This is a genomic window from Phycisphaeraceae bacterium (assembly GCA_015709595.1).
Classification (GTDB): domain Bacteria; phylum Planctomycetota; class Phycisphaerae; order Phycisphaerales; family SM1A02; genus CAADGA01.
The window spans coordinates 258,454-284,586 of the sequence record CP054178.1; the positions used below are offsets into that span (position 1 = coordinate 258,454).

The window sequence follows — 26,133 nt, forward strand, 5'->3', positions numbered from 1 at the left end:
CGAGAAACGACCACGCGCCATCCCGTGCCGCCATACCAACTCAGCCAATACCAACCACTGACAAGCCAGATGGCGAGCGTTGCGGTGGCCAGACCGGAGAGCGACCAGGCAGTCCACAGGTGTAGTCGGGCTCTTGCGGACATCGGCCCATTCTACGGGTTGGAACGCACAGGTAGGAATCAGAGATGCCCATCGAGGTGCGAGAAAAGTTCGAGTCACGCCGACTCGTCAAGAGCGTCACGGGGAGCAACTCCTCGGCGGAGCTCGCGTACATCGTGCTGGGCACGGACAACGACATCGCCGCGCGCGATGCGCTGGAGGCCGAGGCCCCCGCCAACTACGCCAACCTGCCGCGCCAAAGCGTGCAGGTCGAGCCCCTCGGGCCGGGCCTGTGGGACGGCGTCGTCCGCTACGCGCTCTCGGGCGGCGGGGGCGGCCCACCCACCGGCGAGTCCACCTTCCAGTTCGACACCGGCGGAGGCACGCAGCACATCACCCAGTCGCTGGCCACCGTGCAGCGCGTCCCCGCGCCGGGCATGGGAGGGGGGGTTGCGCCGGACTTCCAGGGGGCGATCGGCGTGAGCGCCGACGGTGTCGAGGGGATCGACATCACCGTCCCCGTCTACCACTTCGCCGAGACACATTACAAGCCCGACGCGCAGATCACCGGCGCGTACAAGGGCGTGCTCTTCAACCTGACCGGCAAGGTCAACGGCGACGGCTTCCGGGGCTTCGCGCCCGGCGAGGTGCTCTTCCTGGGCGCGAGCGGTGCGAAGCGCGGCAGCGGCGATGAGGCAGACTGGGAGATCACGTACCGCTTCGCCGCCAGCCCCAACGTGACGGGCCTGTCGGTCGGCCCGATCAACGGCATCAACAAGAAGGGGTGGGAGTACCTGTGGGTGCGCTACAGCGACCAGGAGGACACCGCCGCCAAGGCGCTGGTGAAGCGCCCCATCGCGGCCTACGTCGAGCGCGTGTACGAGAGCGGGAGTTTCGCGGCGCTGCAGTTGGGATGACGAATGGGTGACGACCTCCGCAAAGTCCGGCCCGGCGATCCGCTCCGCATTCCTGCGCGGGCGTACAACGCCTTTGTCGATGCGGCGCTGGAGACCAAGCGCCGCCAGCAGGACCGCCGCGCCCGGGGAACTGTGGGACGGCGGGCGTCTTCATCGGCGGCGGCGTCGTCGCCGTCCGCAATGACAGCGGCGCGGACCTGGATCGCTACCACGCCCTGGCCATCGACGGCCCGCTCTTTGCCCCCGATGACGACGGCCCCGAGAAGTCCTTCCAGAACCGCCTGGCCTTCAAGGGCATCACGCCGACCGACACGACGCGCGCGGGCTCCTTCGCCATCGCGCGCGAGCCGATCCCGCAGGGCGAGGTCGGCCTGTGCGTCGTCCACGGCGTCACGCCCGCACGCATCCTCATCGAGGACGAGGAGCACGCGTTCGCCGAGGTCGCGCGCGATGAGACGGTGCTCACGTCCGTGGGCTCCGGGAGCGCCGCCATCCTCTGGAAGGAGGAAGGTGTCGGCGAGAAGTGGGCGCTGGTCGAGGTGGGCCGCCCGCGCGGGTGTCGCATCGTCGCCATCCTCGGCGAGGCCCGCGAGATCGAGGGCGAGCGATTCCGCTGGCGTTACCCGTGGACCGAGGCCGCGATCGACGGCGACCCCGGCAGCGATACATTCGGGCGGTACATCGCGCTGGAGGAAGGTCTGTCGTCCAAGGGCGCGGGCGGCGAGGAAGACCCGTCGCGCTGGGCCATCAACAGGTTCGAGAGCCATCACAGCGACGTGCCGGAGGAAGAGCCCGAAGGCACCGACGGCTTCGGCGGCCTGCGGTCGCTCTTCGTGCCGGGGCAACTCGAACCCCTCGACCCCGCGGGCTACTGCCCGCGCAAGGCCGCGGTGCCGATGCTCCGCCCCATCCTCAAAGGCGTCGCGATCGAGATGGTGGCCGAGCGCGACACGCGCGGCGGGACGGTCTGGGCGTTCCAGGCCCTCAACGGAATGGAACTGGTCGAGTTCGATGTCCCGGTGTGGCTCTATGTCTGACCCCAACCCCCACGAGAACCTCCCCGTGGACCTCGAAGCCCGGCGCGAGCACGAGCGAAAGAAGTACCTTGCGCTGGCCGCGCACGCCGGGGGCACCTACGGCTCGACCAACCACGGGCGTTTCGCGTACCGGCTGGTGCAGGGATGGAAGCCTCGCTTCGTCGTGGACTTCGGCTGCGGCCGGAACTTCTTCATCCAGCACCTGCGGCGGCTCGGGATCGACGGGCTCGGCATCGACTTCGCCTTCCCCGAAGCGGACATCGTCGCGCCCATGCACCGCGTGCCGGTCTCCGCGGGCATCGCCGACGTGGTGACCGCCTTCGACGCCCTGGAACACCTGCTCCCCGAGGAGGTGGACGAGGTGCTCGACGAGATGCGGCGGATTGCGGTGCCGGGCGGTGGCTTTGTGTTCTCGATCTGCACGCGGGAGAGCAGGACGAAGGTCAACGGCGAGGGCCTGCACCCGACGGTGCGGCCGCTGAAGTGGTGGCTCGACCGGATCGGCCGCGTCGGCACGGTGCGCCAGGGACTCGGCGATCCTCGTGGGGGGTACATCGCGGGGGTGTTCAACCATGCGTGAGAATGGTGGCGACATCACGGCATTGCAGGCGGGACTCAAACAGCGCAAGCCCGCGCGGAGCGGCGTGCGCCTCTACACCGCCGACTTCGACTCCGTCTCGCTGTGCGACTTCTACAGGGGCCGCTCGGCGTTCCTGATCCTCTCGGGGCCTTCGCTCTCGGCGCTCGACCTGGCCCAACTCAACCGGCGCGGCATCGTCACGATGGCCGTGAACAACGCGTGGTCGCTGCACCGCCCGACGCTGTGGATGTGCGTGGATGACCCCGGTCGGTTCATCGACACGGGCTGGAAGGACCCCGGCATCCTGAAGATCGTGCCCGTGTCGCACTTCGACAAGCGCCTGCGCGTCCAGAACCCTGACGGGTCGTTCCGCGCCAGCGCGTTCAAGGTGCGACAGATGCCGGGCGTGCTCTTCTACCGCCGCAGCGACCATTTCGACCACAGCCGGTTCCTCAAGAGCGACACCATCAACTGGGGTCAGGACGGGGAACACACCGATTCGCTGGGGATCAAGGGCAAACGCAGCGTCATGCTGGCGGCCCTGCACCTGCTGCACTACCTGGGCTTCCGCACGGTCTACCTGCTCGGCGCAGACTTCAGGATGGACCGCGAGCGGCGCTACGCCTTCGACGAGCACCGAAGCAAGGACGCGATCCGCCACAACACCATCCTGTACGAGAGCCTCCAGAAGCGATTCGAGGCCCTCAAGCCGCACTTCGAGCAGCACCGCTTCCGCGTGCTCAACTGTGCGCCCGACCCCGAGTCGTGCGCCCTGAAGGCGTTCGAGTTCGTGCGGTTCGAACAGGCCGTGGCCGACGCCGCGGCGGAGTGCAGCAAGCCCGTCAGCACCGCCGGGTGGTATCAGCCCGCGAATCCGAGTCAGGAGAACAAGGGATGAGCGACGAACCCCGCCGGTACTTCCTCTACATCCCGGTGTGGGCCACCACCGGCGGCCCCGGCGGCTCGGGCTCCGGCTCGTCGGGGAGTTCGGCGAGTTCCTCGTCGGGCTCGTCGTCATCGAGCGGGAGCAGTTCGTCGGGATCATCGGGGGGCTCGTCGAGCGGGTCGTCGAGCAGCGGCTCGGGCGGATCGGGCGGGTCGGGTTCCGGCGGCAGCGGTGGCTCCGGCTCTGGCGGGTCCGGAGGCTCAGGCAGCGGCGGGTCTGGTGGGAGCGGATCGGGCAGCGGCGGCTCTGGAGGCGGCGGTTCGGGTGGTGGAGGATCGGGGGGCGGTGGTGGCGGAGGAGGAGGTGGTGGAGGCGGGGGCGGAGGTGGCGGGGGTGGGGGTTCGAACTGCCTGCTCTTTGGCACGCTCGTCCGGCGGGCCGACGGCCGCGTCACCACGATCGAGAACCTCAAGCCCGGCGATAGCGTCGCCACCATCAAGGTCCCCGGCCTCGAGGTCGATGTCCCCTACCGCGCCCAGTACCAGTGGCTCTCTCACCACGGCATGCGCGGCACGATCCCGACCGTCGGCCGCGTCGCCAGCGTGAAACTCGGCGAGCACACGGGGTTCATGGTCATCAACCGCCGGATCAAGGCCACGCCCGAGCACCCGTTCCTCATGCGCCGCGGCGACGAGTGGGGCTTCTCGTCGGCGGAGTTCCTCAAGAAGGGCGACTACCTGATCGGCGAGCGACTTGCTGAGGAACTCGTCGAGACCGTCGAGCGTATCGACGCTCCGACCCGCACCGTGGCCATCCACATTCCCGGCACGAACACGTTCTCCGCCGAGGGCGTCTGGGTCCACAACGACATGCCCGCGACCGCGCACTCCTCCGGTTCGGGGTCGAGCTCAAGCGGTTCGGGTTCCGGCAGCGGTTCCTCGAGCAGCAGCGGGTCCTCCTCGGCCAGCAAGTCCAGCGGCTCGTCCATGTCGTCGAGTTCCTCCTCCGGCTCCGGCAGCGGCAGCGGCTCCAGCAGCCAGTCCAGCGGCGGACCCGGAGGGACGTACTCCATCTAGGCCGCCCGCCGGAGTCGGAGACTATTCAGCACCACACTCACGCTGCTGAACGCCATCGCCGCGCTCGCGATGATCGGCGAGAGCAACCACCCGGTGATCGGGAACAGCACTCCCGCCGCGATCGGAATGCCCACGACGTTGTAGATGAACGCCCAGAAGAGGTTCTGCTTGATCGTCCGCATCGTGGCGTGCGAGAGGGCGATGGCCTGGGGCACGGCCCGGAGGTCGCCTCGCATGAGCGTGATGTCGGCTGACTCCATCGCCACATCGGTGCCGGTTCCAACCGCGAGGCCCACATCGGCCTGGGCGAGCGCTGGGGCGTCATTGATGCCGTCGCCGACCATGCCCACGACGTGACCCTCGCCCTGGAGGGCCTTGACCTTGTCCGCCTTGTCTTTGGGCAGCACGTCGGCGAAGACCACATCGACGCCGACCTGCGAGGCGACTGCCTCTGCGGTCCGCTGGTTGTCGCCGGTCATCATGACCACGCGCAGCCCGAGGCCGTGCATCGTGGCGATGGCATCCCTTGATTCGGGTCGCACCGTGTCGGCGACGGCCACGATCCCTGCCTCGCGGCCGTCCACCGCGACATACATCGGCGTGCGCCCCATCGCCGCCAGTGCCGCGGCCTTCTCCACTAGTGCGGACTGGATACCGCGCTGAGCCAGCAACGCCGCCTTGCCGACCAGCACCGCGTGCCCGTCCACCGTGGCCTCGACGCCATGCCCGACCACGGCCCGGAAGCCGATGGGCTCGGCGAGCGATAGTTCGCGTGCCGTCGCCTCACGCACGATCGCCGCCGCGAGCGGGTGCTCGCTGTGCTGCTCCGCTGATGCAGCGAGCCGCAGCAACTCGCGCTCGTCAAGCGTCCCCCCCGCACCCGCTGGGGCCGGGATGATGTCCGTCACCGCGGGCTTGCCGTGCGTGATGGTGCCCGTCTTGTCGAGCACGATGGCCGTGAGCTTGTGCGCAGTTTCCAGCGCCTCGCCGCCCTTGATCAGGATGCCCCTTTCCGCGCCGCGCCCCGTGCCCACCATGATCGCCGTCGGCGTTGCCAGGCCCAGCGCGCACGGGCACGCGATGATCAGCACGGACACGGACGTCACCAGCGCCATGCTGAGCCGAGTCTCCGGGGGCGAGACGAACCACCAGATGACAAAGGCTGCGATGGCAATGACGATGACGATCGGGACGAAGACCCCGCTGATCCTGTCGGCCAGGCGGGCGATCGGGGCCTTGCTGCCCTGGGCCTCCTGCACAAGCCGCACGATCTGCTGAAGGGCCGAGTCGGCCCCGACTTTGGTCGCGACCAGCCGCAGCGCGCCGGTCGTGTTCATCGTCGCACCAAAGACGCTGTCGCCGGCCGCCTTCTCGACCGGCACGCTCTCGCCGGTGAGCATCGACTCGTCCACCGCGGACTGGCCGCTCTCTACCGTGCCGTCCACGGGGATCTTCTCGCCCGGGCGCACCAGCACACGGTCGCCCACGACCACGGATTCGATCGGCACATCCTGCTCGGTGCCGTCACCCCCACCTCGAATGACCCGTGCGGTCCTGGCCTGCATCCCGATGAGCCGCTTGATGGCCGCGCTGGTCCGGCCGGTGGCCCGGGCCTCGAAGTACTTGCCCAGCAGGATCAGCACGATGATGACCGCGGCCGCCTCGTAGTACACGGGCACCATGATCATGCCGCCCATCGTGCCCTCGGCGTGTGCGGCGTGGGCCCCCGCCCCGCTCACGGCCGCGAAGAACCCAGGCCAGATCGTCGCCGCGAACGAGTAGAGGTACGCTGCGCCCGTGCCCATCGCCACAAGCGTGTCCATGTTGGCGCTGAAGTGCCGCAGACCCTTCCACGCGGCGCGAAAGAACTGCCAGCCGCACCAGAGCATCACCGGCGTCGTGAGCGCGAACTGGAGCCAGTTGATCCAGGGCACGTTGAACGCCTCGATCTTCCCGTGCGACATGGCGATGACGAGCACGGGCAGCGACAGCGCCGCGCCGACGATCGTTTTGGTGAGCAGCCGCCGCGTCTCGGCCTCGCCCACGTTCATGTGCGCCGAGTGGTCCTCGCCCCCCCCGCCGCCGCGCATCGCGTGCCCGGCGTGTGCTCCGGCACCCTGTGCAGCCAGCATCGCCGCGTGGTCGTGGCCCGCGTGACCATGAGCGGGATTGAACGCCCCGTGCTCCGCCGCAGCCGCCGTGGAAGGGGCTGCGGGCACGATCGCCTTGTATCCGATGTCGTCCACCGCCTTGGCGAGCGTCTCCGGCCCGGTCGCCGCCGGGTCGTACTTGACCGTCGCCACCTTGGTGGCGAAGTTCACGCTCGCCGATGAGACGCCGGGCTGCTTGGCGAGCCGCTTCTCAATCCGGTTCGCGCACGAGGCACAGGTCATGCCCTCGATCGGCAAGTCGCAGCGCTCCTCGGACGTTGTCAGCGTGCGAGCGGCCCCTGACCCGTGCGCATGCGCCGGGGTCGAGTCGTGACGATCAGTGCTCATGTGCGGTGTCCTTTGTGATCGCCCCCGGGTAGCTCAGCGAGCGATCCTCCCAACCAGTTCGACAAGTTCCTCCACCATCGCCTCCTGCTGAGCCTTGCCCCCGTGGAGCGCGTGGTTGGCGCAATGGGTGAGGTGATTGCGGAGCAGGTTCTTGGCGACCGACCGCAGCGACTCCTGCACCGCCGCGCACTGCTGGATGATGTCGGCGCAGTACCGGTCCTCGTCGATCATCGCGGCGATACCCCGAACCTGCCCCTCGATCCGCCGGAGGTGCTTGAGGTTCGCCGACTTGAGAGCCGCATCCACGCCCGATGCGTGCGCGCCCGGGCCGACACCATCGCGCGCCGCCTCAAGACCCGCCGCAAGCCGCACCCGCAGCACGCCGCGGCACCCCTGTCAGGTGTCGCCGCCGCGCCCTTGCCGCCTCTCCCGTTCTTTGCCGCGTCCCGCTTCTTCATGACTGCTCATTCCTTGTGAGTATGTATTGACGCTCGCCATGGACTTCATCGTTACCCGCAGCACCCAGCGCGGGAAGCGCTCTCACGGGTCTCGCTTACCCGGGCCGAGTACCCGGCCTCGTCGAGCACGGCAACGGCTCGGGCAACAGTGAGCCCATCGGGCGCAGTGATCTCCGCGCTGCCCACCACGACCAACCGGACGCCCACCCCCTGCACCCCGACCAGCGCCTTCGTCACGGCCTGCACACAGTGTCCGCATGTCATGCCGTCGATGGTGAGCGTGAACGTCGAGTGATTGGCAGTCGCATAGCCGGTCGAACTCATGCTGATTCTCCTGTGTGAAGTATACTCCCCCCCAGTATCGATGTCAACTCGATTCATCGTGCTCGTGCGAGCACCGGCGAGTTCGCCAGGGGAGGGTGGCCCCCGCACAGAACGGCCGGGATGGGCGTGCCACGGCGTTGTTCACCGAGCCTTGGTGCGCTGATGGCGCTTCCACTTCCACTCCTCCACCGCGCAGAACGCGCAGGGCACGATGAAGAGCGTGATCAGCGACACGGTCATGCCGCCAACCGATGGGATGGCCATCGGCTGCATGATGTCCGCGCCGCGCCCGGTCGCCCAGAAGATCGGCATGAGGGCGAAGACGGACGTGGCACTCGTCATGAGGCAAGGACGGATCCGCTTGAGACCAGCCTCGATCACCGCCTCGCGGATCTCGTGGACCGAAGCAAACCGTCGGTCCTTGAAGATCCCTTCGAGATAGGTCGACATGACCACGCCGTCGTCGTCCACGATCCCGAAGAGCACGAGGAAGCCGACCCACACCGCGACCGAGAGGTTGACGCCCCAGAGCGCGAGCATGATGAACCCGCCCGATGCCGAGACGATCACGCCGAAGAAGATGACCGGTGCGATCCACCAGCGCGAGAATCCGAGATAGAGCATCACGAACATGATGGTGAGCGTGATAGGAACAAGGATCTGCATCCGCTTGGTGGCGCGGACCTGGTTCTCGAACTGCCCGGACCACTCCCAGTAGTACCCGGGCGGGAGCGTCAGTCTCCCGTCCGTGAGCGCCTGGCGCAGCACGCGCTCGGCGTCCTGAACCACCGAGACCTCGTCGCGGTCACGCGTGTTCATGGTCACATAGCCGACCAGCAGTCCTCGCTCGCCCTTGATCTCCTGCGGGCCGAGCACGGTGGAGATTGTCGCGAGCTGCGCCAGCGGCACCTGCGCACCGGTGGACGAGGGCACATTGATCCTCTGGATCGCGTCCATGTCCTCACGGAAGTCGCGGGCGAGCCGGACCCGGATCGGGTACCGCTCCCGTCCCTCGACAGACTCCATAAGGTTCATCCCACCCAGCGCCATCTCGATGACGTTCTGCACGTCGCGGATGTTGACGCCGTAGCGGGCAATCCGCTCACGGTCGATCTCGATCTGGATGTACGGCTTGCCGACGATGCGGTCCGCAACGATGTCCGTTGCACCGGGCACTTCTCTGAGCAACTGCTCGATCTGGAGCCCGATCTTCTCGATCTCGCGAAGATCACTCCCGAAGATCTTCACACCCATCATGGCGCGGAAGCCGGTCTGGAGCATGACCAGCCGTGTCTGGATCGGCTGGAGCCACGTGGGAAGCACCCCGGGGATGGCGGTCTTCTCCTGGAGTTCGGCGAGGATCTCCTGCTTGGTGATCCGCCGCTCCTCAGGCCAGATCCACGAGAGCGGCGTTCGGATGACTCCCGGCCAATCGGAGAAGAACCGTTCAACCCTGTAGGTGCGCCACTGGCTCTCGGGCTTCAAGATGACGATGGACTCCATCATCCCGATGGGCGCGGGGTCCAGTGCGGATTCGGCACGCCCGATCTTGCCGACCACGCTCTCGACCTCGGGCACGCTCGCGATCGCCAGGTCCTGCTTGCTGTTGACCTCGACCGCCTGGGACAGGGACGCCTGGGGCAGCAACGACGGCATGTACAGGAGCGAACCCTCGTCCAAGGGCGGCATGAACTCCCGGCCCAGGCCGGGGAGGATGCGGCCCTCCTTGAGGACCGCAAGACCAGCGCTCGACTCGGCGTCTCGCTCTGCAGGGTCCTGGCGACGCCAGAGAAGGCGGGTCCTCTCGGCGCCTCCCGCATCGCGGACACGTTGCCAGCGCAGCTGGTCGAGCTCCAGGAGTGGCCGTGTGATGTCAGCGTCCCCCGGCTCGTACATGGCGTGCTTGAGTTGTGGCGAGGCCCGTTCCGACGCAAACGCGTTCACCACCCACCCGACGGGGGCGAGCGTGCGGTGGATGCCGAGCCACACGGAGAGCCCGGCAAAGAGGATCAGCACCGGCGCCACCATGAAGAGCCTCTTGTGGTCGAGGACCCAGCGGAGCGTCGGCACGTACCCCCGGGCGATGACCCGCGACACCGGGTTCCGCTCCAGCGGCTGGAACTTCTCGCGCGTCATCCGGATCACGCACAGCCCGACCCCGATCCCCACACCCGCCGCCACGAGCCACCCACGGTCGTGCGCGCCCCCAAGTCCCCACATGAAGGCCAGGTGCGCCGCGAGCGTGGCCAGAATCCCGACGCCGGCCGCGACCGCGAGTGTTGTCCGGTGCTTCCACGCCACAGGCCGGTAGAGCAAGTAGCACAGGAAGGGCACCACCGTGATCGCGAGGATCACCGACGAGCCGATCGCGAAGGTCTTGGTGAACGCGAGCGGCTTGAAGAGTTTGCCTTCCTGGTCGGTCAGGAAGAACACCGGGATGAACGAGACAATCGTGTTCGTGACGGCCGTGAGGATCGCGCCGCCGACCTCCGTCGCACCCTCGTACACCAGGCCGAAGTGCCCCTTCTCCCGCCGCTCCTCCGCCGATGCGGTCGCGATCCGTCGGTAGATGTTCTCCGTCATGATGATCCCCATGTCCGTGATGCTGCCGATGGCGATTGCCAGCCCGGCCAGCGACATGATGTTGCTGTCCACGCCGACCACGTACATCAGGATGAACGACCCCGCCAGGGCCAGCGGGAGCGTCGGCAGGACGGTCGCGGTCGAACGCAGGTGCATCAGGAAGAACAGCACGATGACCCCGGCGATCAGCGCCTCCTCGAACAGCGCCGACTTCAGCGTGTCGATCGTCTCCTGCACGATGGTGGTGCGGTCGTAGAACGGCACGAGTGTGACGCCCGACACACGCCCGCCCGGGAGCGTCTTGCGGGGAAGGCCCGCCTCGAGCTGGGCGATCTTCTCCTTGACCCGCGCGATCACCTCGCGCGGGTTCTCGCCGTACCGCATGAGCACCACGCCGCCCACCGCCTCGACGCCCCCCTTGTCCAACGCGCCGCGCCGAAAGTCAGGGCCCAGCTGGACCGTCGCGACGCTGCGCAGGTAGAGCGGCGTGCCCCCCTCCTGGCGGATCATGACCCGCTCAAGATCCTCTACAGACTTGATGAACCCCAGCCCGCGGATGAAGTACTCGACGCCGTTCTGCTCGATGACCTTCGCGCCGACGTCGATGTTGCTCTTGCCGACGGCCTCGACGATCTCCATCAACGTCACGCGGTGCGCCCGCATCTTGTCCGGGTTGATGTCGATCTGGTACTGCTTGACGAAACCGCCGACGCTCGCGACCTCGCTCACGCCCGGCACCGTCTGAAGCTGGTAACGGATGTACCAGTCCTGGATCGATCGCAGTTCGGCGAGGTCGAACCCTTCCCCTCAACCGTGTACCAGTAGATCTGACCGAGCGCGGTGGCGTCAGGGCCGAGCACAGGGGTCACGCCCGCGGGCAGTCGCTGCTGGGCGACGTTCATCCGCTCGAGCACGCGCGCCCGCGCCCAGTAGTAATCCACGCTGTCCTCGAAGATCACGAAGACCATCGAGAACCCGAAGCCCGACATGGAGCGGATCGCCTTCACCCCGGGCGTGCCGGTCAGGCTTGTCGTGAGCGGATAGGTGACCTGATCGTCAACGTCCTGCGGGCTCCGCCCCTCCCAGTCGGCGTACACGATCACCTGCTTCTCGCCGATGTCCGGAATCGCGTCCACCGGCAGCCGGAGGATGGCCCAGTACCCGGCGGCACAGATGCCGAGGATGAAGAGAGTCATCAGGAACGTGTTCTTCATGCACCAGCGAATGACGGCGTTGACCATGGGTTGCTCCTCCGCTCAGTGCTTGTGGCCGCCGGTCGGTGCGGGCGTTGTTGGTGGCACCGCGCCAGCACCGGGCTGCGCCGGAGCGTCAGCGGGCGTTGCGGCCCCGCCGTGGTCATGGCCCATCGTCGCGTGCAGCCCGCCGGGGTAGAAGAGGCTCGGGTGCCCGGTGACCTGGAACTGGCTGTCGATCAGGAAGTTGCCGCGGGTCACCACCCGCTCCCCCGCCGAAAGGCCGGACAGCACGGGGAAGTACGCGCCCGCCCTCGGCCCGAGCGTGAGTTCTCGCGGCTCGAACAGGCCGCGAGCCTTCTCCACGTACACGATCTGGCGGGTTCCCGAGTCGAGTACGGCCGCCACCGGCACCGCCAGCACACCGCTAGCAGTGCTTGCCGCCGCCGCCGGAGCCGCTTCGACCTCCTTGAGTTTCATCTTGCACACCGGGCAGCGTCCAGGCTCGTCGTATGTCTTCTCGCCCTCGCACTTCATCGGACAGAAGTACTTGGCCGCGAGCGACGGAGCTGCCGCCGCCGCTCCGCCGTGCTCGTCACTGTGCGTGGCGTGATCCGCGGGATGTGCCGGGCTGCTCGTCGGTTCGCCCGGAATCTGTTCCAGGGGCATCTCGCAGATCGGGCAGTCCCCGTCCGCCTCCGTGAGCACCTGAGGGTGCATCGGACAGGTGAACTTGCCCTCGACGCCCGTCGGCGCGGCCCGTCCCTCGGTGGACAGCGTGGCCGAGATCGACGCCGTCACGAACATCCCCGGCTTGAGCGCGAGGTCCTGGTTGTCGATGTGGACCGGGATGCGCACCGTCCGCGACTGCTCGTTCACGATCGGTTGAACGAACGTGACCAACCCCTCGAACGTGCGACCGGGGATGGCCTCCGCAGAAAGCCGCACCTTCTGGCCGTACCGGATCCACGGCAGATCGAACTCGTACACCTCCAGGTACACCCAGACCGAGTCAAGGTTGGCGATCCGGTAGAGCATGTCTCCGGCCCTGAAGGACGCATTCTGGACGATCGCCTTCTCAATGACCGTGCCGCTGATCGGCGAATAGAGCGTGACGCGGTCGGTCGTCTGCTTCTGGTCGACCAGTGCGGCGATCTGCGCGTCCGTAAGCCCGAGCAGACGCAGGCGTGTCTTTGCGACGTTCACCAGCGCCTCCCCCGCGCCGCCGGCCTGCAGGGCGATGAGGAGTTCCTGCTGCGCCACCAGCAGTTCGGGGCTGTAGACCTCGGCCAGGTGGTCCCCCTTGCGAATCTCCACGCCGGTGAAGTTCACGAACAGCCGCTCGGCGTACCCGTCCACCCGCGGCGTGATCGTGGCGAGCGACGACTCGTTGTACTCGATGCGTCCGACGGCCCGGAGTTCACGCGACAGCGGGCGATGCTCGATAGCCACCGTCTCCACGCTCGCCATCGCACGCGCGTGCTCGGAGAGTTGAAGCGTGGGAGCCTCGCCGGCCGCGGTCGCCGTCGCCGAGGCCGCCGGGATGAGCGGCATCTCGCAGATCGGGCAATCGCCCGGTCGATCCAGCCGGACCTGCGGGTGCATCGAGCAGGTGTAGACCTGCTTCGCGGGTGCGGGCGAGGCCGCGACCGCTGGCCCCACGCTGGGTGCAGGCCCCGCACCGTCGCCACGCCCGAGCCAGTACCCGCCGGCGGCGGCAAGCACGATCACAGCAACGATCGACACGATGGTGGTGCTTCGCTTCATGGACGGGCCTCCTTGGGCTCCGGAGACTTCGGTGGGGTCACGGGCAGCACCGGCGCACCGTCCGGTGTCGCGACGGCAATCACAAGGGAGATCGACGCGATGGCCAGCTCGCGCTGGGCGTTCGCTTCGATGGTGGCGAGCTCGAACTCGAGCAGACGACGCTGCGCATCGATCACATCGAGGAACGTGGATCGCCCGCTCGCGTAGCCCGAGCGCGCGGCATCAAGCGACTGCTGCGCTTTGGGAAGGAGCGTCGATCCGAACAGCGTCGCGTTCCGTCCGCTCTCCCGATACATGTAGAGCATCGAGGCCAGCTCGGCCGCGATCGCGATCTGCTCCGCCGAGAGCCGGGCCTCGGCGGACCGCTTCTCCGCCTGTGCCGCGGCGATCTCGGCCTCGATCTTGTCACGCCAGATCGGTAGCGTCATGCTCGCGGTGGGTCGCCACATGATCGGGCTGGCCTTCACGTCCGCCTCGATGCCGATCGTGAAGTCGGGCACCCGGCTCGTGCGCGCCAGGTCGAGCATCGCCGTACCCCGACGCACGTCGGCCTCCATCTGCCGAAGCACCGGATTGCGTTCCGCGGCGATCGCCAGCACCGCGTCAGCAGAAGGGGGTGGCGTGCCGACCTCGAACGTGCCGGGGATGGGTACGGACACGTCGCCCGGGGAGTGACCGAGAGCGGCCCGAAACTCCGCCTCCAGTACGCTCCGCGAATCTTCCAGGTTGGCGATCTGATTGGCGAGTTGATCCCGCTCGATCTGAGCACGCAGCACATCCTGAATCGTGCCCCGACCGGCACCGACCTGCTGCTGCGCCTGCAACTCAACATCTCCGAGAAGCGCGAGCGCGTCGCGTTGAACTCGGATCGTGTCGCTCAGGAAGTGCAGCCGGATGTACGCGGACTTGGTGGCATACGCGGCCGCGAGCACCTGGCGCTCGAATCCGAAGTACCCCACCCGCGCCTCCGCCGCGGCCACGTCTCCGGCTGCGCGCAACTTGCCCGGCCCGGGCAGGTCGAGCATGAGCCCGGGCATCACCGCCTCCAGCATGTCGGTGATGTCGGCCTCGAAGGTCAGCCGCGGATCAGGGAGCGACCGGGCCGGGGTGATGCGCTCAACCGAGCCCGCCCACGCGTAGTACGACGCCTCGACACGCGGATTGTTGAGGATGGCGTACCGCAGGTACTCCGCCAGCGGCGACTCGGTCGTGAGCAGGGGCAGGTGTGGCTTCGCGTCGCCGGGCCGGTAGACCGATCGGACACTCTCCAGGTCGGCCCTCGCTTGCCGCTCGCTTGCGATGGGCCTGCCGGCGCAGCCCGCCAACAGAGCCGCGGAAAGAACGATGACCACGGCAGCAATCCTCCGAGGAACAGTCCGTCTCATGGCGTGCCTCACTTCCTGTCAGACGTGGTGTCGCGCGAGGACCAGTGCATATGGGCGATCTTCGGCGTGCCGCCATCATCAACGATCACCAGCGTGACCGCAACGGACAGCACCTTCTTCTTGGCCCCTTCGCCCGCCGTGAACGTCACCGTCTGGCTGACGAGCGTCGCGGTGCCAAACGGGGTCTCGGCCTCGGTCACCGTCCGCCACGTGCTCGCACCGAGAACCTTAAGTTCAGGCTTGAGATACTCTTCGCGGTAACGCTCCCAGGTCCCCGCGTCACTGCCGTTCTGGAGCACCGTGGCCCTGCCGCCGCTCAGAAAGAGGCGATCAAGCGCGGACGTATCTCCCGCGGCCCGCGCCGCGTGGAACCGCCGGGCCAAGTCGACCGCCGCCGACGCCGGACCGACCTTCACGAACTTGCCCAGGAACGCGTCCTTCTCGGCGTCGGTCTTTGCGTCCCACTTTGTTTCGCAGCCAGGGCAGCAGAAGCCGATGGATTGCCCCCTCCACACGCGCATCGCGGTGTCAGGGTCGACCTCCCCACCTTGGATCGGGCAGCGGTCGTTGATGGCCCGTGCCGGTTGCTGGTCGGGTTGCGTCCCCTTGGGGGGATGATGACCCTGATGCTCGGGCTGGGCAGCGCTGGCCAGCAGTGTACCAAGCGAAACGGACGCGACGAGAGCGATGGCTGTGCGAACGAACATGATGGACCTCCGTCAATCGGGAATGAACAGTGAACGCGAGCACGCGAACAGCGGATTGAGATGTGGGCACATTGGCAGTCAGGCGCCCGTGCTCGACGAGGGGGTGTCCCATGACACCCCGGAGCACCGGCCGGGCCGAACCGCTACACAATGAGCGCGCAGTGCATGCGCAAAAGCGACGTCAGAGGTCGCGGTACCGCCTCATCGACGCGCCCACGGCCGCCGGGCACGTCGTGCGGCCGGGGTTCAGGCCGTTGGGTCCAGTCAGGGACCGCCACGACGACCTGTACCGGTGCTTCCACGTTCGACTTCTCGACCGCGAGCAACCTGCCACCGTCGTTGCCGCACGAGCAGTCCTGCGGGTCGTCGGTTGGGGTGTTCTCAGAGTTCGAATCCGAGTTCGCACCTTCGCTCGCGGACCTGCCGTGACAGCATGCCCCCGTCGCAGGGGCGTGATCCGCCGTGCCGATCAGGCGAGCCACGCCGGGATTGTCCTGCAGCAGCGTGCCGGCCTGGCACGACAGGCCGCCGATCAGCATGCGGAGGTTGCAGCAGCAGAACGGCACCACGCACGCCAAGAGCAAGGCGACGAAGGCGCGGACTTGGCTGCGACGTGCGAGCATACTACGGGGGAGTGTACGGGTGGACGATGGCCGCGTCAACCCCCCGACAGCGTGTGGGGTGTTCCGGTGTCCGAACGCCAACTTCGAAGCATCGAGGAGTGGGCGCCCCGGCGGCGATCCAGAGCCCGCCCGACGCGTCGCTTGGGTGGGAGTCCGGGCCGTGAGATTCTCCGAGCGGCCTCCCGATCTCAGTTCGACCAGAGATATTGGGTTGAACTCGTCGGGTGGCCGCATCCGCGCGTTCTGTCTCTGGGGCTCTGAAAGTCAAATCGTCACACCACCCCCCGTCCTCTATTGCCGGGCCGGTTGCGAAAGCAGCCGGCCCTTTGGTTTTCAGGGAACGCCGCCGAGAGACCTCGGCGGCGTTTTCGCGTTTTGGCCCACGTTCCGCGAGGGTTGGCGGCTGGGCCCGCTTTGGGCGACGTCGTCTGGCCTTCCGCCCGCCATAACCAGCGTCCGGCCAACCGGCGGCCCTTTGGGGCAGATTGCGGCCAAAGTCTCTCGATGTCTCTTCCGGACGGGCGGGGTTAACGGGCGACGCCGCTCGAAGCGCGCGCAAACCCCACTGTCACGACCGCGACGTTTGTGCGACCGCGTTCCGATCGCCATCCACCTGTTCATCGCCGCGCGCGACCGCCTCGGCGTTTGCGTCGCCCGAGACGATTCCGCGATGGGCGCGGCGATCGGACCCGGAGCCGTTGCGTGACATCATCGAAGAACCCGGACAGCATGACGCCCGCAGAGCGCGAAGCAGAGATCGCGAGCATCCTTGCGCGTGGCGTGGTGCGTGCCGTTCGTGCCGCACGGGCGCGGACAGGCGGGACCAAGCGGGCGATTGACGAGCATGCCAGATCTCTCGGCGATGGACTTGAACTCTCGCCGGAAGCCGCCCTCAGTGTCGCAACGCGGCCCGCGGGTTAACGCTCTCGGCCCATGCGATAGGGAGATTCAATGTCTGATTTGATGCAGCGCCAACTCGACGACCTTGGCAAGATGACCACAAGCGACCTCGTGCAGCGGCGGTATGAGGATCCGCACGGCCACAAGTGCCGCACTCGCCACCGCGCGTATCTGATCCGCAAGATCGCCTGGCGGATCAAGCCAACGCGGAGGGAGGTCTGAGCGAGCGGGCGCGGGAAGCGGGCAGCAGAGCTGGCCGACCTCGCGGAGGTCCGCGTGATGGCCCCGAAGGCCACGATCTGCCCTCCGCAGCCGGGGCCGGCTGCACCATGACCCGTTCCGTGAAGGAATGGTGACCGGGGATGCCCGGATCCCGCCCGCTGGCTTCGCTGTGGTGAAGGAGTACAAGGGCCGGTCCATTCGGGTCGTGGTCCCACCCGACGGCCAGGGCTTTGACTACGAGGGCGAGCGCTACCGCTCGTTGTCGGCCATCGCCAAGAAGGTGACGGGGACCCACGTCAACGGGTTCAGGTTCTTCGGCTTGCAGGGGAGATCATGAGACAACGAGCCCCAACCAACCCAACCGGTAGCACGAACGGTTCCGCGGCGGCGAAAGCCGCCGCATCAGGTGCGCGATCTATACCAGAAAGAGCAGCGAGGAGGGCCTCGACCAGGAGTTCAACTCCCTGATGCCCAACGAGACGCGGGTGAGGCGTTCGTCGCCAGCCAGAAAAACGAGGGCTGGGTTTGCCTCCCGATCGCTACGACGACGGCGGCTTCTCCGGCGGCAGCATGGAACGGCCGTCCCTCGACAACTTCTCCGGGATATTGAGGCTGGAAGATCGACTGCGTGGTCGTCTACAAAGTGGATCGCCTGAGCCGGTCGCTCCTCGATTTGCCCGCATCATGGAAGCGTTCGACCGCAAGGGCGTGTCCTTCGTCTCAGTCACCCAGCAGTTCAACACCACGAGCTCGATGGGCAGGCGACGCTCAACATCCTTCTCTCGTTCGCCCAGTTCGAGCGAGGAGATCATCGGCGAGCCGCATCCGCGACAAGGTCGCCGCCCCAAGCGTCGCGGCAAGTGGGCTGGCGGAGTGCCAGTCCTTGGCTACGACGTCGACCGGTCCGGCGGGGTCCGCGGCTGGTGATCAACCCCAAAGAGGCCGCCCGCGTCCGTGAGATCTTCCAGATGTATCTGGATAAGGGCTCATTGCAGCCGGTGGTGACAGAGCTCACTCGGCGCGGATGGCCAAACAAGCGACGCATCACGAGAAAGGGCGCGGCAAAGGGCGGACGCCCGTTTGACCGTGCGACGCTCTACGCCTTCTCACCAATCCGATCCTCATCGGAAAGATCGTTCACAAGGACCAGGTCTTCGACGGTGAGCACGAGGCGATTGTGGACCCAGCCGTCTTCGAACGCGTCCAGAGCCAAATGCGAGAGAACGGCCGCACCGGTGGCAAGGAGGTACGGAACAAGTACGGCGCGCTCCTTCGGGGCCTCCTGCGCAAAGTGTGCGACTCCGCGATGACGCACTCCTTCTATGGCAAGGACGGCCGGTTCTACAGGTACTACCGCTGCGTAAAGGCCATCAAGAGCGGCAGCGACACTTGTCCCGCCAGAACTCTTCCGGGAGCCGAATTGGCGAGTCGTTGTGAATGAGATCCGTTCCTTGGCGAGGACCGCGATCTGCTCGATCGTGTCCTGGCCGAAACAAGGACCAGCCTGGCGCGAAGAGTCTGCGTCGCTTCAGCGTGAACGAGATGAGCTCAAAGCGTCGCTGAAGCGGCTCGAACAGGATCTCCAATCGCTCGTCGCTGACGCCAGCCCGACGACCGACGTGACCGGCAAACTGGCGCACGCACACGGCCGGATCACGAACTCCCGCCAGCGACTGGGGAGGTTGAAGCCCGGCTTGCCGAGATGGACGCCACCGCGATCTCAAGGGATGAGGCCCGAAAGGCCCTCAAAGAGTTTGATGGCGTCTGGGCGAATCTCGCCACGCGAACAAGCCCGCGTATTGAAGTTGATCTTCACCAGCGTCGAATACGACGCCGACGCCGCCACGGTGGCGGTGACGTTCCGCCCCACGGGCATCGCGGCGCTTTGCCGCGGCAAGCTGCAGGAGGTTGCATGACGACCGTCGTACGCCCCATTCATTTTGTTCGACGCGGTCGGCGCACCAAGGCCGTTTCTGTGCCGGACGCTGCCCCTGGAGGCCCTGCCCAATCGCGTGCCCGCGTGGCACGCCTGATGGCCCTGGCGATTCACTTCGACGGAATGCTCCGCAAGGGCGTCGTTGCCGACCAGTCTGCGTTGGCCCAGATATGCGAAGTCACGCAGCCGCGGATAACCCAGATCATGAACCTGCTGCACCGCGCCCGACATCCAGGAGGAGATTCTGAACCTTCAGCCAGTCTCCACGGGCCGCGACCCCGTTACCGAGCGGGACTTGCGGCCTCTCGCCGCGCTTCTCTCGTGGGCACAGCAGCGTTCAGTGTGGAAACGTCGATGCGACTTGAGAGCTGGGCTTGTGGTGCGAAGCCCCAGCAGCGCGCCAGGCCACATGATCTGCGTTTGGCGCATCGCTACTGGGCACGAACTACCTCTTCTTCACGCCTATTCGTCGTTTTCATCCGCTTCTTCGCGGGCGTGAGCCGCGATGATTTCTTCGGCCTCACGTTCATACGTCGCTGCCACCTCCCGAAGTGTTACGGCAAGCCGATGGAAGCCCGCGTTCTCAACATCCTCAGCTCGCTTCATGTACTCAGCAGCGAGCTTCTTCTCTGGCTCTCCCGTTGGATCTACCGAATGAACACCACGGAGTTGTAGATCCCCGCGCAGCAGCCACGACGCAGTTCAGCCATGTCATCACGATTGAGCGCCCCGGCGATGGCGCGGTGGATCCACAGCCCGTTGGGATCGGCAGGGCTGTGGATCAGCACCGCTCCCGCCTGATGAAGCCCAACCTCCGTGTGGCCCGGAGTCATCCAGTGACGTTTTGACCGCGTTTATCCAGTCCGTGAATGCACTGGCGAAGGCAGTCACAGATACACCTGTTCCAGGAACTGTTCGCCAGTCGTGCAGGTAGGTGGTACGCGTGCTTTGCCAGAGCTTCCTGATCTGGAGTCGGCTTGTCGACATCGGCTTGCGCCTTCTTTGACCTGTACACCTTTCGTACAAGCTCACCAGAAGAAGATTGGGGATCTGATGCAATCGTGGTCTCTAATAGCTTGGGCGTAGCGCGTGATGCTCGTTCAGCAGCGGTAGATATGCCCATTCGACTTGCAGAAGAGCCTCGCTGGGTGTGGCCGGGTTCTCCTGGAGCCTGAATCACCGTGACAAGGTGATGCATGGAGAGAGTGAATCGGCTCTGAGGACGAGACGCCAGCCAATGGGACGTCGATCGCTCGCTTCAGATCGACGGTCTTCTTGTCGCGAAGACCGTGAGCTACGCATTCCAGTGCTGCTCGGGGCCGACCATGTGCCAAGAGGACATCCGCAGCAGCGTCGAGCTGGTCGCCGCACTGATACGGGTTGACCAAAACACGACGCCAGTACAGATCCCTTGTGTTCTCCCAAAGAACTCTCCACTCGCGACCAGCACTCCGGACAAAATGGCAGCCACAGGAAGAGCTGCGCGATCTCGTCATGCGTCCACGAGTTCATCTTCAACGCGTCGACCCGACGACCACTGAAGACGATAAAAGCAGCCACGTACAAATCCCTCAGCAAACTTCCGCTGAGCTTGTGATTCGGCACGAAGCAGTCTGGGCAGTATCTGATCGTCGGACACCGTGATGTTTGAAACCGCCGGTGCGAAGCCCACTTTTCCAGGTGAGTCAACGCGCTCTGCAAACGCAATCACGCCAACCACACCTTGCGCTTGCGTGCACTTCTGCAACGGCCTCGCGTCGGCGCAGCGCCAATGCTTTTCTTGATCCTCCCAGTTGTCATTTTCTTCGTACAAGTTCCAGTCGTCGTCAGTAAACAAGACCCGGTGCACCACATCAGCCCGCTTCGGGCGATCTTGGCGATCGCGGATTCGATGGTCTCAATCTGCTGTTCCGGAAGCGACCACTCGGCGTCCGCGAATCTACGATGCTTCCTCGCCAGTGCTGCGAGGAGGCCCTGACAGATCAAATCGCGTCTCCTCAGGGAGCGATGTAATGGCCTCGGAGGTGACCATTTCCAGTGGTTTGGGAAACACTGTGGGCGGCAATCGATCCAAACACGCCGCGAGGCTTTTTGAGATGCTGCACGTCATTCGCGGCCATCTGCAAGGCAAGTTCTGCGTAACTGACTACCTGTTCCCAGTACTCCTTCGTCGACGGTCTCGGTGCCCCGTCTGCAGGGGCTCGCCCGCCAGCGAGGCGCTGCGCGTGCCCATGGATGTGCTTGTCTGATCTGGCATCAGACTCAACAACAGTCGCCAGCCGCTACGGACGGATGCTCAGTGCACAACGTACGTATCGCAACCTGGCGCTTATGGGACGAAGCAGTCGTTTGGGGAAGCCAAGGCAAGAAGATTGCAGTGAGGGAGTTGGCTGGCCTGTTGCCCCAAGATCCACCAGGGTCGCGGGCGGCCAGACTGCCGAGCAATACGGCCGCACGAACGATGTGCTGTTCATCCCAGGCGACGGTTTCCAACGCCCACAGCAGGCCCGTCATGTAGTTAGTACCGCCGATGCCGTTGCCCTCCTGGGCAAACAGTTCAACAAACGGACTCGGGTCTGTGGATAGGGCGCGCTCCACCGCATCCATGAACTCGTCGGGTGCCGCCTCCGCGAGAGTTGGCAACAAGTCGTTCAGAGCTTGCCCAGAGCTTCCAGTCATTGTCCGCCAAAGCTTGTCGCACCGCCACGATCGCCGTTGTTGTCGCTGCCCCTGGTGAGATGTTCCTCAGTGGCTGTGCCTGGTTTCAAGCAATGCCAGCGTCTCGGCAATCCCTCGCCGCAACGCCATCGAGTGCTCCGGGACCTTCCATAGATCGCCGCGGCGAATCTGTCGTTCGGGTCAAGCTCAGATTGTGGATGGCGCTCCGCCAGTGCCTTCGCAGCCGCGGACTGGAGCATCTTCAGCGTTTGTCGAACACACGAGCCGCAACCGACTGCCATACTTGTTGTCGGTTCCTGACTGTCCATACTCCGCTTTGCTGTGTCAGCGGCGCATTGGGCTGCTGAAGCACCTCGCGCATCGTCTTCAGCCACGCAACTGGATCCCCTCGGTCAGGTCTGCGACTATCGCCATGTCCGCAGCTGAGTTCTCGTTCCAGCCACCCAGGAGATTGGCTACCACCAGCGCACGATCCGAACTCGGGGCTATCCCACGCACGTGCCACACTCGGAGGCACCGCGCTCGCAATCGACGCGGAATGCTCTCGCTGGTCGACGGAGCGAACGCAGCTTGCAGGTCTACTGAGAAGGAACTCCGGTGAGTGTTCCTGCATTCTGATTCGCGTAGGCCGTTTCTTGAACGACCTGAGCCCAAACGCTGGCGGCACTCGCGGGGCGTGTCGGGCAATCACCGAATGGAGCATCGCATGCATGACTCCCGACCGCACGTCAAGGTCGTAGCCCAGCAAGTGAAAGTGCCGGAGGAACTGGAATAGCTCCTCGTGCGACACGGTCCGCTTGGCGGCAGCGTCAACGTGCACGCGAAACGCTTTGAGTTTCTGCCGCTTCGCGTCGCTGCTAAACTTGGCGGTTTCAACCTTCGTGAAGAATTCGTCCGCAGTCGTCGAATGGCGTGCCCATTCGAGGATGGTGCGACTGTCCTCGATGTCGGTGGCACTAAGCGGCCCAGTTACCAGTGCGAACGCATCGCGATCTCGAGAGAAGAGTCTGGTCTCCTGAAAATCCAACCACGCCGCCTCGACGACCTCCCCAAATGTCTGATTTCCCTCTGTTAGCGAGATGCTGTGCTTAATCTGCACAAGCAACTTCCTCAGCTCTGAGCCGTCTGGAAGTGAGGTGAAGACGATAAGGTCGTCGGTGCTGTGTTTGAACCTTTCCTGCAGGATCAACTTCTGAATAGGCGGCACGGGAGGGCATGGGGCAAACCCACCGGCGAGCATCAAGGCGCAGAACGATGCCTGGACCTGTGTTTCGAAGGTCACGCCCCGCCGCCCGTTGAAAACGGGTTGCTGATCTGTTTGCCACCAGTGGTGCTCAAAGCAACCTCCATCATTACGGGTGCGACCTCGCTCGTGTGTCGGACTCGAGTATCACTCCCAATCCTTAGCATTGAAGCCGAGGTTGTTGGCGTTCTCGCTCACGCCCCTGCGAATCGAGTCGCTGGCCCCGTCTGGGAAGCTCGCGTCGATCTCCAGCGTGATGCGGACCGCCGCGTTCGGGTCGGACGCCAAGAGAGCGATGACCTCCTCTGCGATCGTGTTTAACCGGGACTTGGCGAGGGTCGCGGGTATCTCGGCGGCTCCGCGGAAGTTCTTTGGGCGAGCGGGCTGTTTGGAGTCGCCCGACGAGGTCATGGGGCTGGCCTTTCCGCTGCCGAAGGTCGCGGTGCCAGTTGCTGCGCTGAAGCCGGAGCCGCACCAGATGAGGTCGCCGTTGCGGGTGGCGGCAGCGTGCTCTCGTATTGCGCCCGCAGCCTCAGGGGCGATCAGGGCACGGAGTCGCTGGGCGAGGCCCCACCCTTCCCGAACTGGAAGCCCTCATACTTCCCGTCGGCGTGGCCGTAGGCGGTTGCAAAGAAGTCCCGGCTGCCTGCACCCGCACGGATCGCCGATGCCAGCACCTCGTGCGAGCGAAGGCGCGGCAGGTAGAGTACTTCAACGAGTCCTCCCAGAACACCTTCGCATCGACGTGCGCCCGGTCGGGCTTCCAGTAGAACTCTTTCAGCTTGGCGCGCAAGTGGATCGGTGACCACGCATCGATCACCAGCTCGTTCTCCTTGCACGCGTTCCAGTTCCCCGCCGGCGGTTCCACTGCTGGTGTTGAAGGGAAGGCTCCACGGCGGCCTTGGTCGCGGTGGGGTCATCCTGTGCAGGGCACAACAGCCACTTGAAGCACTCGCGGGCCGCGCGGGCCACGACCTCCGCGGCGGCTGCGGCCTCTTTCTTGGCCTGGGTGTGCTGCGGCTTTGTCGATATTGAGCCGGTTGGAGTCAACATCGTCGACAATGCTCGCCCACGCCAGCGCCCGTCCTCGTGACATCCCGCAAGCGGCCAAGCACGGCCTGGTCCGCGGCGACGAATACGAGGCGGTTGGCGCGGTGGCGCGGTTGGCCGCCGTGCGAGCGCAGGAAGGTCTGCACCAGCTCCTCTGCGAGGCGGGTGTTGTCCTTTGCGTAGCTCGCCTCAATGGCAGGACGACCAGCCGCAGCGCGCTGTCGTCAGGCACATCGGCGTGCGCGGTGAAGACATGCACGCCCTCGAACATCGAGACGTTCGAAAACAGCTTCTTGGCGACTTCCTCGATCCGTTTGCGCACGTCGGTGTTGTCGTCAAGCGTCGCTTTCGATCCTCCATTTCGCGGCGGAGATTCGCACGCGTATCAGACCAGAACCTGGTGCTGTCGGCGGCCTTGTCGCCAGAACTGTTCAAATAGTGGAGTCGGTCCGCCAGGCGGCTCAGGGCGTCAAGATAGACAGCAGAGGTCTGCCCAGGCTGCAAGCAGCCGAGAAGAACACGGCCGCGATCAGAGCCCGCGAATGCCGGGCTTCGTCGCCGCGGCTCGATGGCGCAGTGCCGAGGAAGAGCGTCCGCCCCACGCGCGTGCCGCGTTCACCTGTCAAGGCGGGGCTCCCGCCCCTCGAGTTCGGTGGTCTCAGCACGGTCACCATCGATGTCGCGGCTCGATGACCGGGTCCCAGCCGGGCGGCAGCAACAGGTACGTCAGTTCGTTGCGGACATCGCCGTCGGCCAGCGGGAGCTGCCCGGCATGATCATCGGATCCTGGTTGTTGTCCTTCCAGGTCGGCTGATCACCTTCGCCATGAGCTTGAGCACGCCGCGGGTGCGGCTGGAACCCATCGATGGTGGTCCAGTCTTCATACAACCGGTCGAACACCCGGGATGGATGGGATAGGCCTTGCACATCCGCTCGAAGTACCTCGCTTCGTGCGTTTCGCTTGGAAGCTTGGGCCTTCGGCTTCATACCCATCCACGAACGCACGGCAGATCGCGTCGCGGGCCTTCTCGTCCTTCAGCGGCTCAGAACAGGCGGCGGCGGACGATCTCGAACGCTTCTTCAGTCGCGACGGGCTTCCACAGGGCCTGCACGCGGCCAAGACGCTCTCCAGCGCCATCAGCGCGCGCGAGCCCGCGAGCGCCGCCGACCTGGACGTTCGTGTTGGACTGCTGGGACACACTCTCGGGCAACGAGGCGAGGAATGACCGCCGTCGGCACGAGCTTGGCCGCCTCGGTGAGCGCTGGACGAAGGAGATGTTGCTCTCGAACGTGCCGCCGCTGAGGGCGGTGCCTTCAGGGAACTGGCGAATGTACGCCACAAGCTCATCCATCAGCACAACACACGGGGCGCACCGTTCCAACAGCTGGCGCAGCACCTCTTTACCGGGCGATGTACCACTGGCGTCTGCGTCGGCCACCAGCGCGTAGCCGTCGGCCTTCCTGAGCTGCCACGCGAGTTCGCCCCACAGCGTGCGGATCGTGGTCTTTCCTTGCTTCCACGGTTGGCCGGGGGCGTGGGCGGTGCCGTCGAGCACGGCAAACATTCGCCTTCGGCACATCCATCAAGCCCGCCCTCTCGACCAGCGAGGGGATGCCGGGGAGCTCGAAAAGCGAGCAGTTGCGGGTCGCCAGGTGAAGAACAGCCAGCATGGTGTGCGTCTTGCCGCCGCCGAATGCCGTCTGCAGCTGGATGACGGGCTCGCCACCCTTGCCTGCCAGCCGCTGCGCCACCTGGGTTAGGGAGCAGGCGCATCCCCTCGGTGATGTACGTGCGGCTCAAAGAACGCCGGGGCGTCCTGGTACTCCCTGGTGGCCTTGCCTGTGTGCACTGCCGTGATGTCCGCCGCGAACTCGGACTGCAGAAAGGTGCCCTTGAGAACATCGGTATGGGGATGGCGATCTCGCGCCAGAGCTTCATGGCGTCTCCTTCGTGGAATCAAACAGAATGC

18 protein-coding genes and 4 pseudogenes are annotated in these 26,133 nt (G+C 65.8%); 9 read left to right on the forward strand and 13 right to left on the reverse strand.

Translation table 11 applies throughout. From position 1 onward, the window contains the following. Positions 1-185 precede the first annotated feature (185 nt). The 4 genes from HRU76_01190 to HRU76_01205 all read left to right on the forward strand — a co-directional run bounded on the left by HRU76_01190 (position 186) and on the right by HRU76_01205 (position 3,531). Entirely contained in the window at positions 186-1,016 is an 831-nt protein-coding gene (locus tag HRU76_01190; protein ID QOJ16293.1) for a hypothetical protein, read from the forward strand. 458 nt (positions 1,017-1,474) lie between these two features. Beyond that, the gene (locus tag HRU76_01195; GenBank protein ID QOJ16294.1) at positions 1,475-2,053 is read left to right on the forward strand and encodes a hypothetical protein; all 579 of its coding nucleotides are present in this window, start codon (positions 1,475-1,477) and stop codon (positions 2,051-2,053) included. Between the two features lie 25 nt (positions 2,054-2,078). After that, the gene (locus HRU76_01200; GenBank protein QOJ16295.1) at positions 2,079-2,633 is read left to right on the forward strand and encodes a class I SAM-dependent methyltransferase; all 555 of its coding nucleotides are present in this window, start codon (positions 2,079-2,081) and stop codon (positions 2,631-2,633) included. Further along, positions 2,626-3,531: a hypothetical protein gene (locus HRU76_01205; protein ID QOJ16296.1), complete on the forward strand. Its 906-nt coding sequence runs from the start codon at positions 2,626-2,628 to the stop codon at positions 3,529-3,531. The genes HRU76_01200 and HRU76_01205 overlap by 8 nt, the downstream gene beginning before the upstream one ends. A 295-nt stretch (positions 3,532-3,826) precedes the next feature. Here the strand turns inward: HRU76_01205 and HRU76_01210 are convergent. Next, positions 3,827-3,919, reverse strand: a pseudogene (locus HRU76_01210) (DUF2497 domain-containing protein). Positions 3,920-4,082: 163 nt separating this feature from the next. Here HRU76_01210 and HRU76_01215 point away from each other — a divergent pair. Beyond that, the gene (locus HRU76_01215) at positions 4,083-4,595 is read left to right on the forward strand and encodes a hypothetical protein (GenBank protein QOJ16297.1); all 513 of its coding nucleotides are present in this window, start codon (positions 4,083-4,085) and stop codon (positions 4,593-4,595) included. Here HRU76_01215 and HRU76_01220 read toward each other — a convergent pair. The 8 genes and pseudogenes from HRU76_01220 to HRU76_01255 form a co-directional block, all read right to left on the reverse strand. After that, complete coding sequence (locus tag HRU76_01220; protein ID QOJ16298.1) at positions 4,592-7,093, reverse strand: copper-translocating P-type ATPase; 2,502 nt, start codon at positions 7,091-7,093, stop codon at positions 4,592-4,594. The genes HRU76_01215 and HRU76_01220 overlap by 4 nt on opposite strands. Positions 7,094-7,126: 33 nt before the next feature. Then, positions 7,127-7,399, reverse strand: a complete 273-nt coding sequence (locus tag HRU76_01225; protein ID QOJ16299.1) for a metal-sensitive transcriptional regulator — start codon at positions 7,397-7,399, stop codon at positions 7,127-7,129. Between the two features lie 203 nt (positions 7,400-7,602). Beyond that, positions 7,603-7,875: a cation transporter gene (locus HRU76_01230; GenBank protein ID QOJ16300.1), complete on the reverse strand. Its 273-nt coding sequence runs from the start codon at positions 7,873-7,875 to the stop codon at positions 7,603-7,605. Between the two features lie 141 nt (positions 7,876-8,016). Continuing rightward, positions 8,017-11,699, reverse strand: a pseudogene (locus tag HRU76_01235) (efflux RND transporter permease subunit). Between the two features lie 15 nt (positions 11,700-11,714). Then, positions 11,715-13,418, reverse strand: a complete 1,704-nt coding sequence (locus tag HRU76_01240) for an efflux RND transporter periplasmic adaptor subunit (GenBank protein QOJ16301.1) — start codon at positions 13,416-13,418, stop codon at positions 11,715-11,717. Continuing rightward, complete coding sequence (locus HRU76_01245) at positions 13,415-14,770, reverse strand: TolC family protein (protein QOJ16302.1); 1,356 nt, start codon at positions 14,768-14,770, stop codon at positions 13,415-13,417. The genes HRU76_01240 and HRU76_01245 overlap by 4 nt, the downstream gene beginning before the upstream one ends. 41 nt (positions 14,771-14,811) lie before the next feature. Next, positions 14,812-15,510, reverse strand: coding sequence for a hypothetical protein (locus HRU76_01250; protein QOJ16303.1), 699 nt, complete (start codon positions 15,508-15,510; stop codon positions 14,812-14,814). Between the two features lie 143 nt (positions 15,511-15,653). Continuing rightward, positions 15,654-16,133: a hypothetical protein gene (locus HRU76_01255; protein ID QOJ16304.1), complete on the reverse strand. Its 480-nt coding sequence runs from the start codon at positions 16,131-16,133 to the stop codon at positions 15,654-15,656. Between the two features lie 963 nt (positions 16,134-17,096). Here HRU76_01255 and HRU76_01260 point away from each other — a divergent pair. The 4 genes and pseudogenes from HRU76_01260 to HRU76_01275 all read left to right on the forward strand — a co-directional run bounded on the left by HRU76_01260 (position 17,097) and on the right by HRU76_01275 (position 19,866). After that, a complete protein-coding gene (locus HRU76_01260) occupies positions 17,097-17,255 on the forward strand; it encodes a hypothetical protein (protein ID QOJ16305.1) in 159 nt (52 codons plus the stop codon). Between the two features lie 172 nt (positions 17,256-17,427). Further along, positions 17,428-17,592, forward strand: coding sequence for a DUF2924 domain-containing protein (locus HRU76_01265; GenBank protein ID QOJ16306.1), 165 nt, complete (start codon positions 17,428-17,430; stop codon positions 17,590-17,592). Between the two features lie 64 nt (positions 17,593-17,656). Further along, positions 17,657-19,171, forward strand: a pseudogene (locus HRU76_01270) (recombinase family protein). Continuing rightward, positions 19,168-19,866, forward strand: a complete 699-nt coding sequence (locus tag HRU76_01275; GenBank protein QOJ16307.1) for a hypothetical protein — start codon at positions 19,168-19,170, stop codon at positions 19,864-19,866. Before HRU76_01270 ends, HRU76_01275 begins: the two are co-directional and overlap by 4 nt. Here the strand turns inward: HRU76_01275 and HRU76_01280 are convergent. The 4 genes and pseudogenes from HRU76_01280 to HRU76_01295 all read right to left on the reverse strand — a co-directional run bounded on the left by HRU76_01280 (position 19,839) and on the right by HRU76_01295 (position 26,102). Next, positions 19,839-19,979, reverse strand: a complete 141-nt coding sequence (locus tag HRU76_01280) for a hypothetical protein (protein ID QOJ16069.1) — start codon at positions 19,977-19,979, stop codon at positions 19,839-19,841. The two genes, HRU76_01275 and HRU76_01280, sit on opposite strands and share 28 nt — an antisense overlap. Positions 19,980-20,683: 704 nt before the next feature. Further along, positions 20,684-21,028: a hypothetical protein gene (locus HRU76_01285; protein QOJ16308.1), complete on the reverse strand. Its 345-nt coding sequence runs from the start codon at positions 21,026-21,028 to the stop codon at positions 20,684-20,686. 1,083 nt (positions 21,029-22,111) lie between these two features. After that, positions 22,112-23,152, reverse strand: a complete 1,041-nt coding sequence (locus tag HRU76_01290) for a hypothetical protein (protein ID QOJ16309.1) — start codon at positions 23,150-23,152, stop codon at positions 22,112-22,114. 108 nt (positions 23,153-23,260) lie between these two features. Continuing rightward, positions 23,261-26,102 (reverse strand): annotated as a pseudogene (locus tag HRU76_01295) (ATP-binding protein). Between the last annotated feature and the right edge of the window lie 31 nt (positions 26,103-26,133).

What these genes read in the sequence shown, in the direction of transcription:
- HRU76_01220 (QOJ16298.1), bottom strand. Translation starts at nt 7,093, where the DNA reads ATGAGCACTGATCGTCACGACTCGACCCCGGCGCATGCGCACGGGTCA.
- HRU76_01215 (QOJ16297.1), top strand. Translation starts at nt 4,083, where the DNA reads ATGCGCGGCACGATCCCGACCGTCGGCCGCGTCGCCAGCGTGAAACTC.
- HRU76_01260 (QOJ16305.1), top strand. Translation starts at nt 17,097, where the DNA reads ATGCAGCGCCAACTCGACGACCTTGGCAAGATGACCACAAGCGACCTC.
- HRU76_01275 (QOJ16307.1), top strand. Translation starts at nt 19,168, where the DNA reads ATGACGACCGTCGTACGCCCCATTCATTTTGTTCGACGCGGTCGGCGC.
- HRU76_01205 (QOJ16296.1), top strand. Translation starts at nt 2,626, where the DNA reads ATGCGTGAGAATGGTGGCGACATCACGGCATTGCAGGCGGGACTCAAA.
- HRU76_01250 (QOJ16303.1), bottom strand. Translation starts at nt 15,510, where the DNA reads ATGTTCGTTCGCACAGCCATCGCTCTCGTCGCGTCCGTTTCGCTTGGT.
- HRU76_01240 (QOJ16301.1), bottom strand. Translation starts at nt 13,418, where the DNA reads ATGAAGCGAAGCACCACCATCGTGTCGATCGTTGCTGTGATCGTGCTT.
- HRU76_01230 (QOJ16300.1), bottom strand. Translation starts at nt 7,875, where the DNA reads ATGAGTTCGACCGGCTATGCGACTGCCAATCACTCGACGTTCACGCTC.
- HRU76_01255 (QOJ16304.1), bottom strand. Translation starts at nt 16,133, where the DNA reads ATGCTCGCACGTCGCAGCCAAGTCCGCGCCTTCGTCGCCTTGCTCTTG.
- HRU76_01190 (QOJ16293.1), top strand. Translation starts at nt 186, where the DNA reads ATGCCCATCGAGGTGCGAGAAAAGTTCGAGTCACGCCGACTCGTCAAG.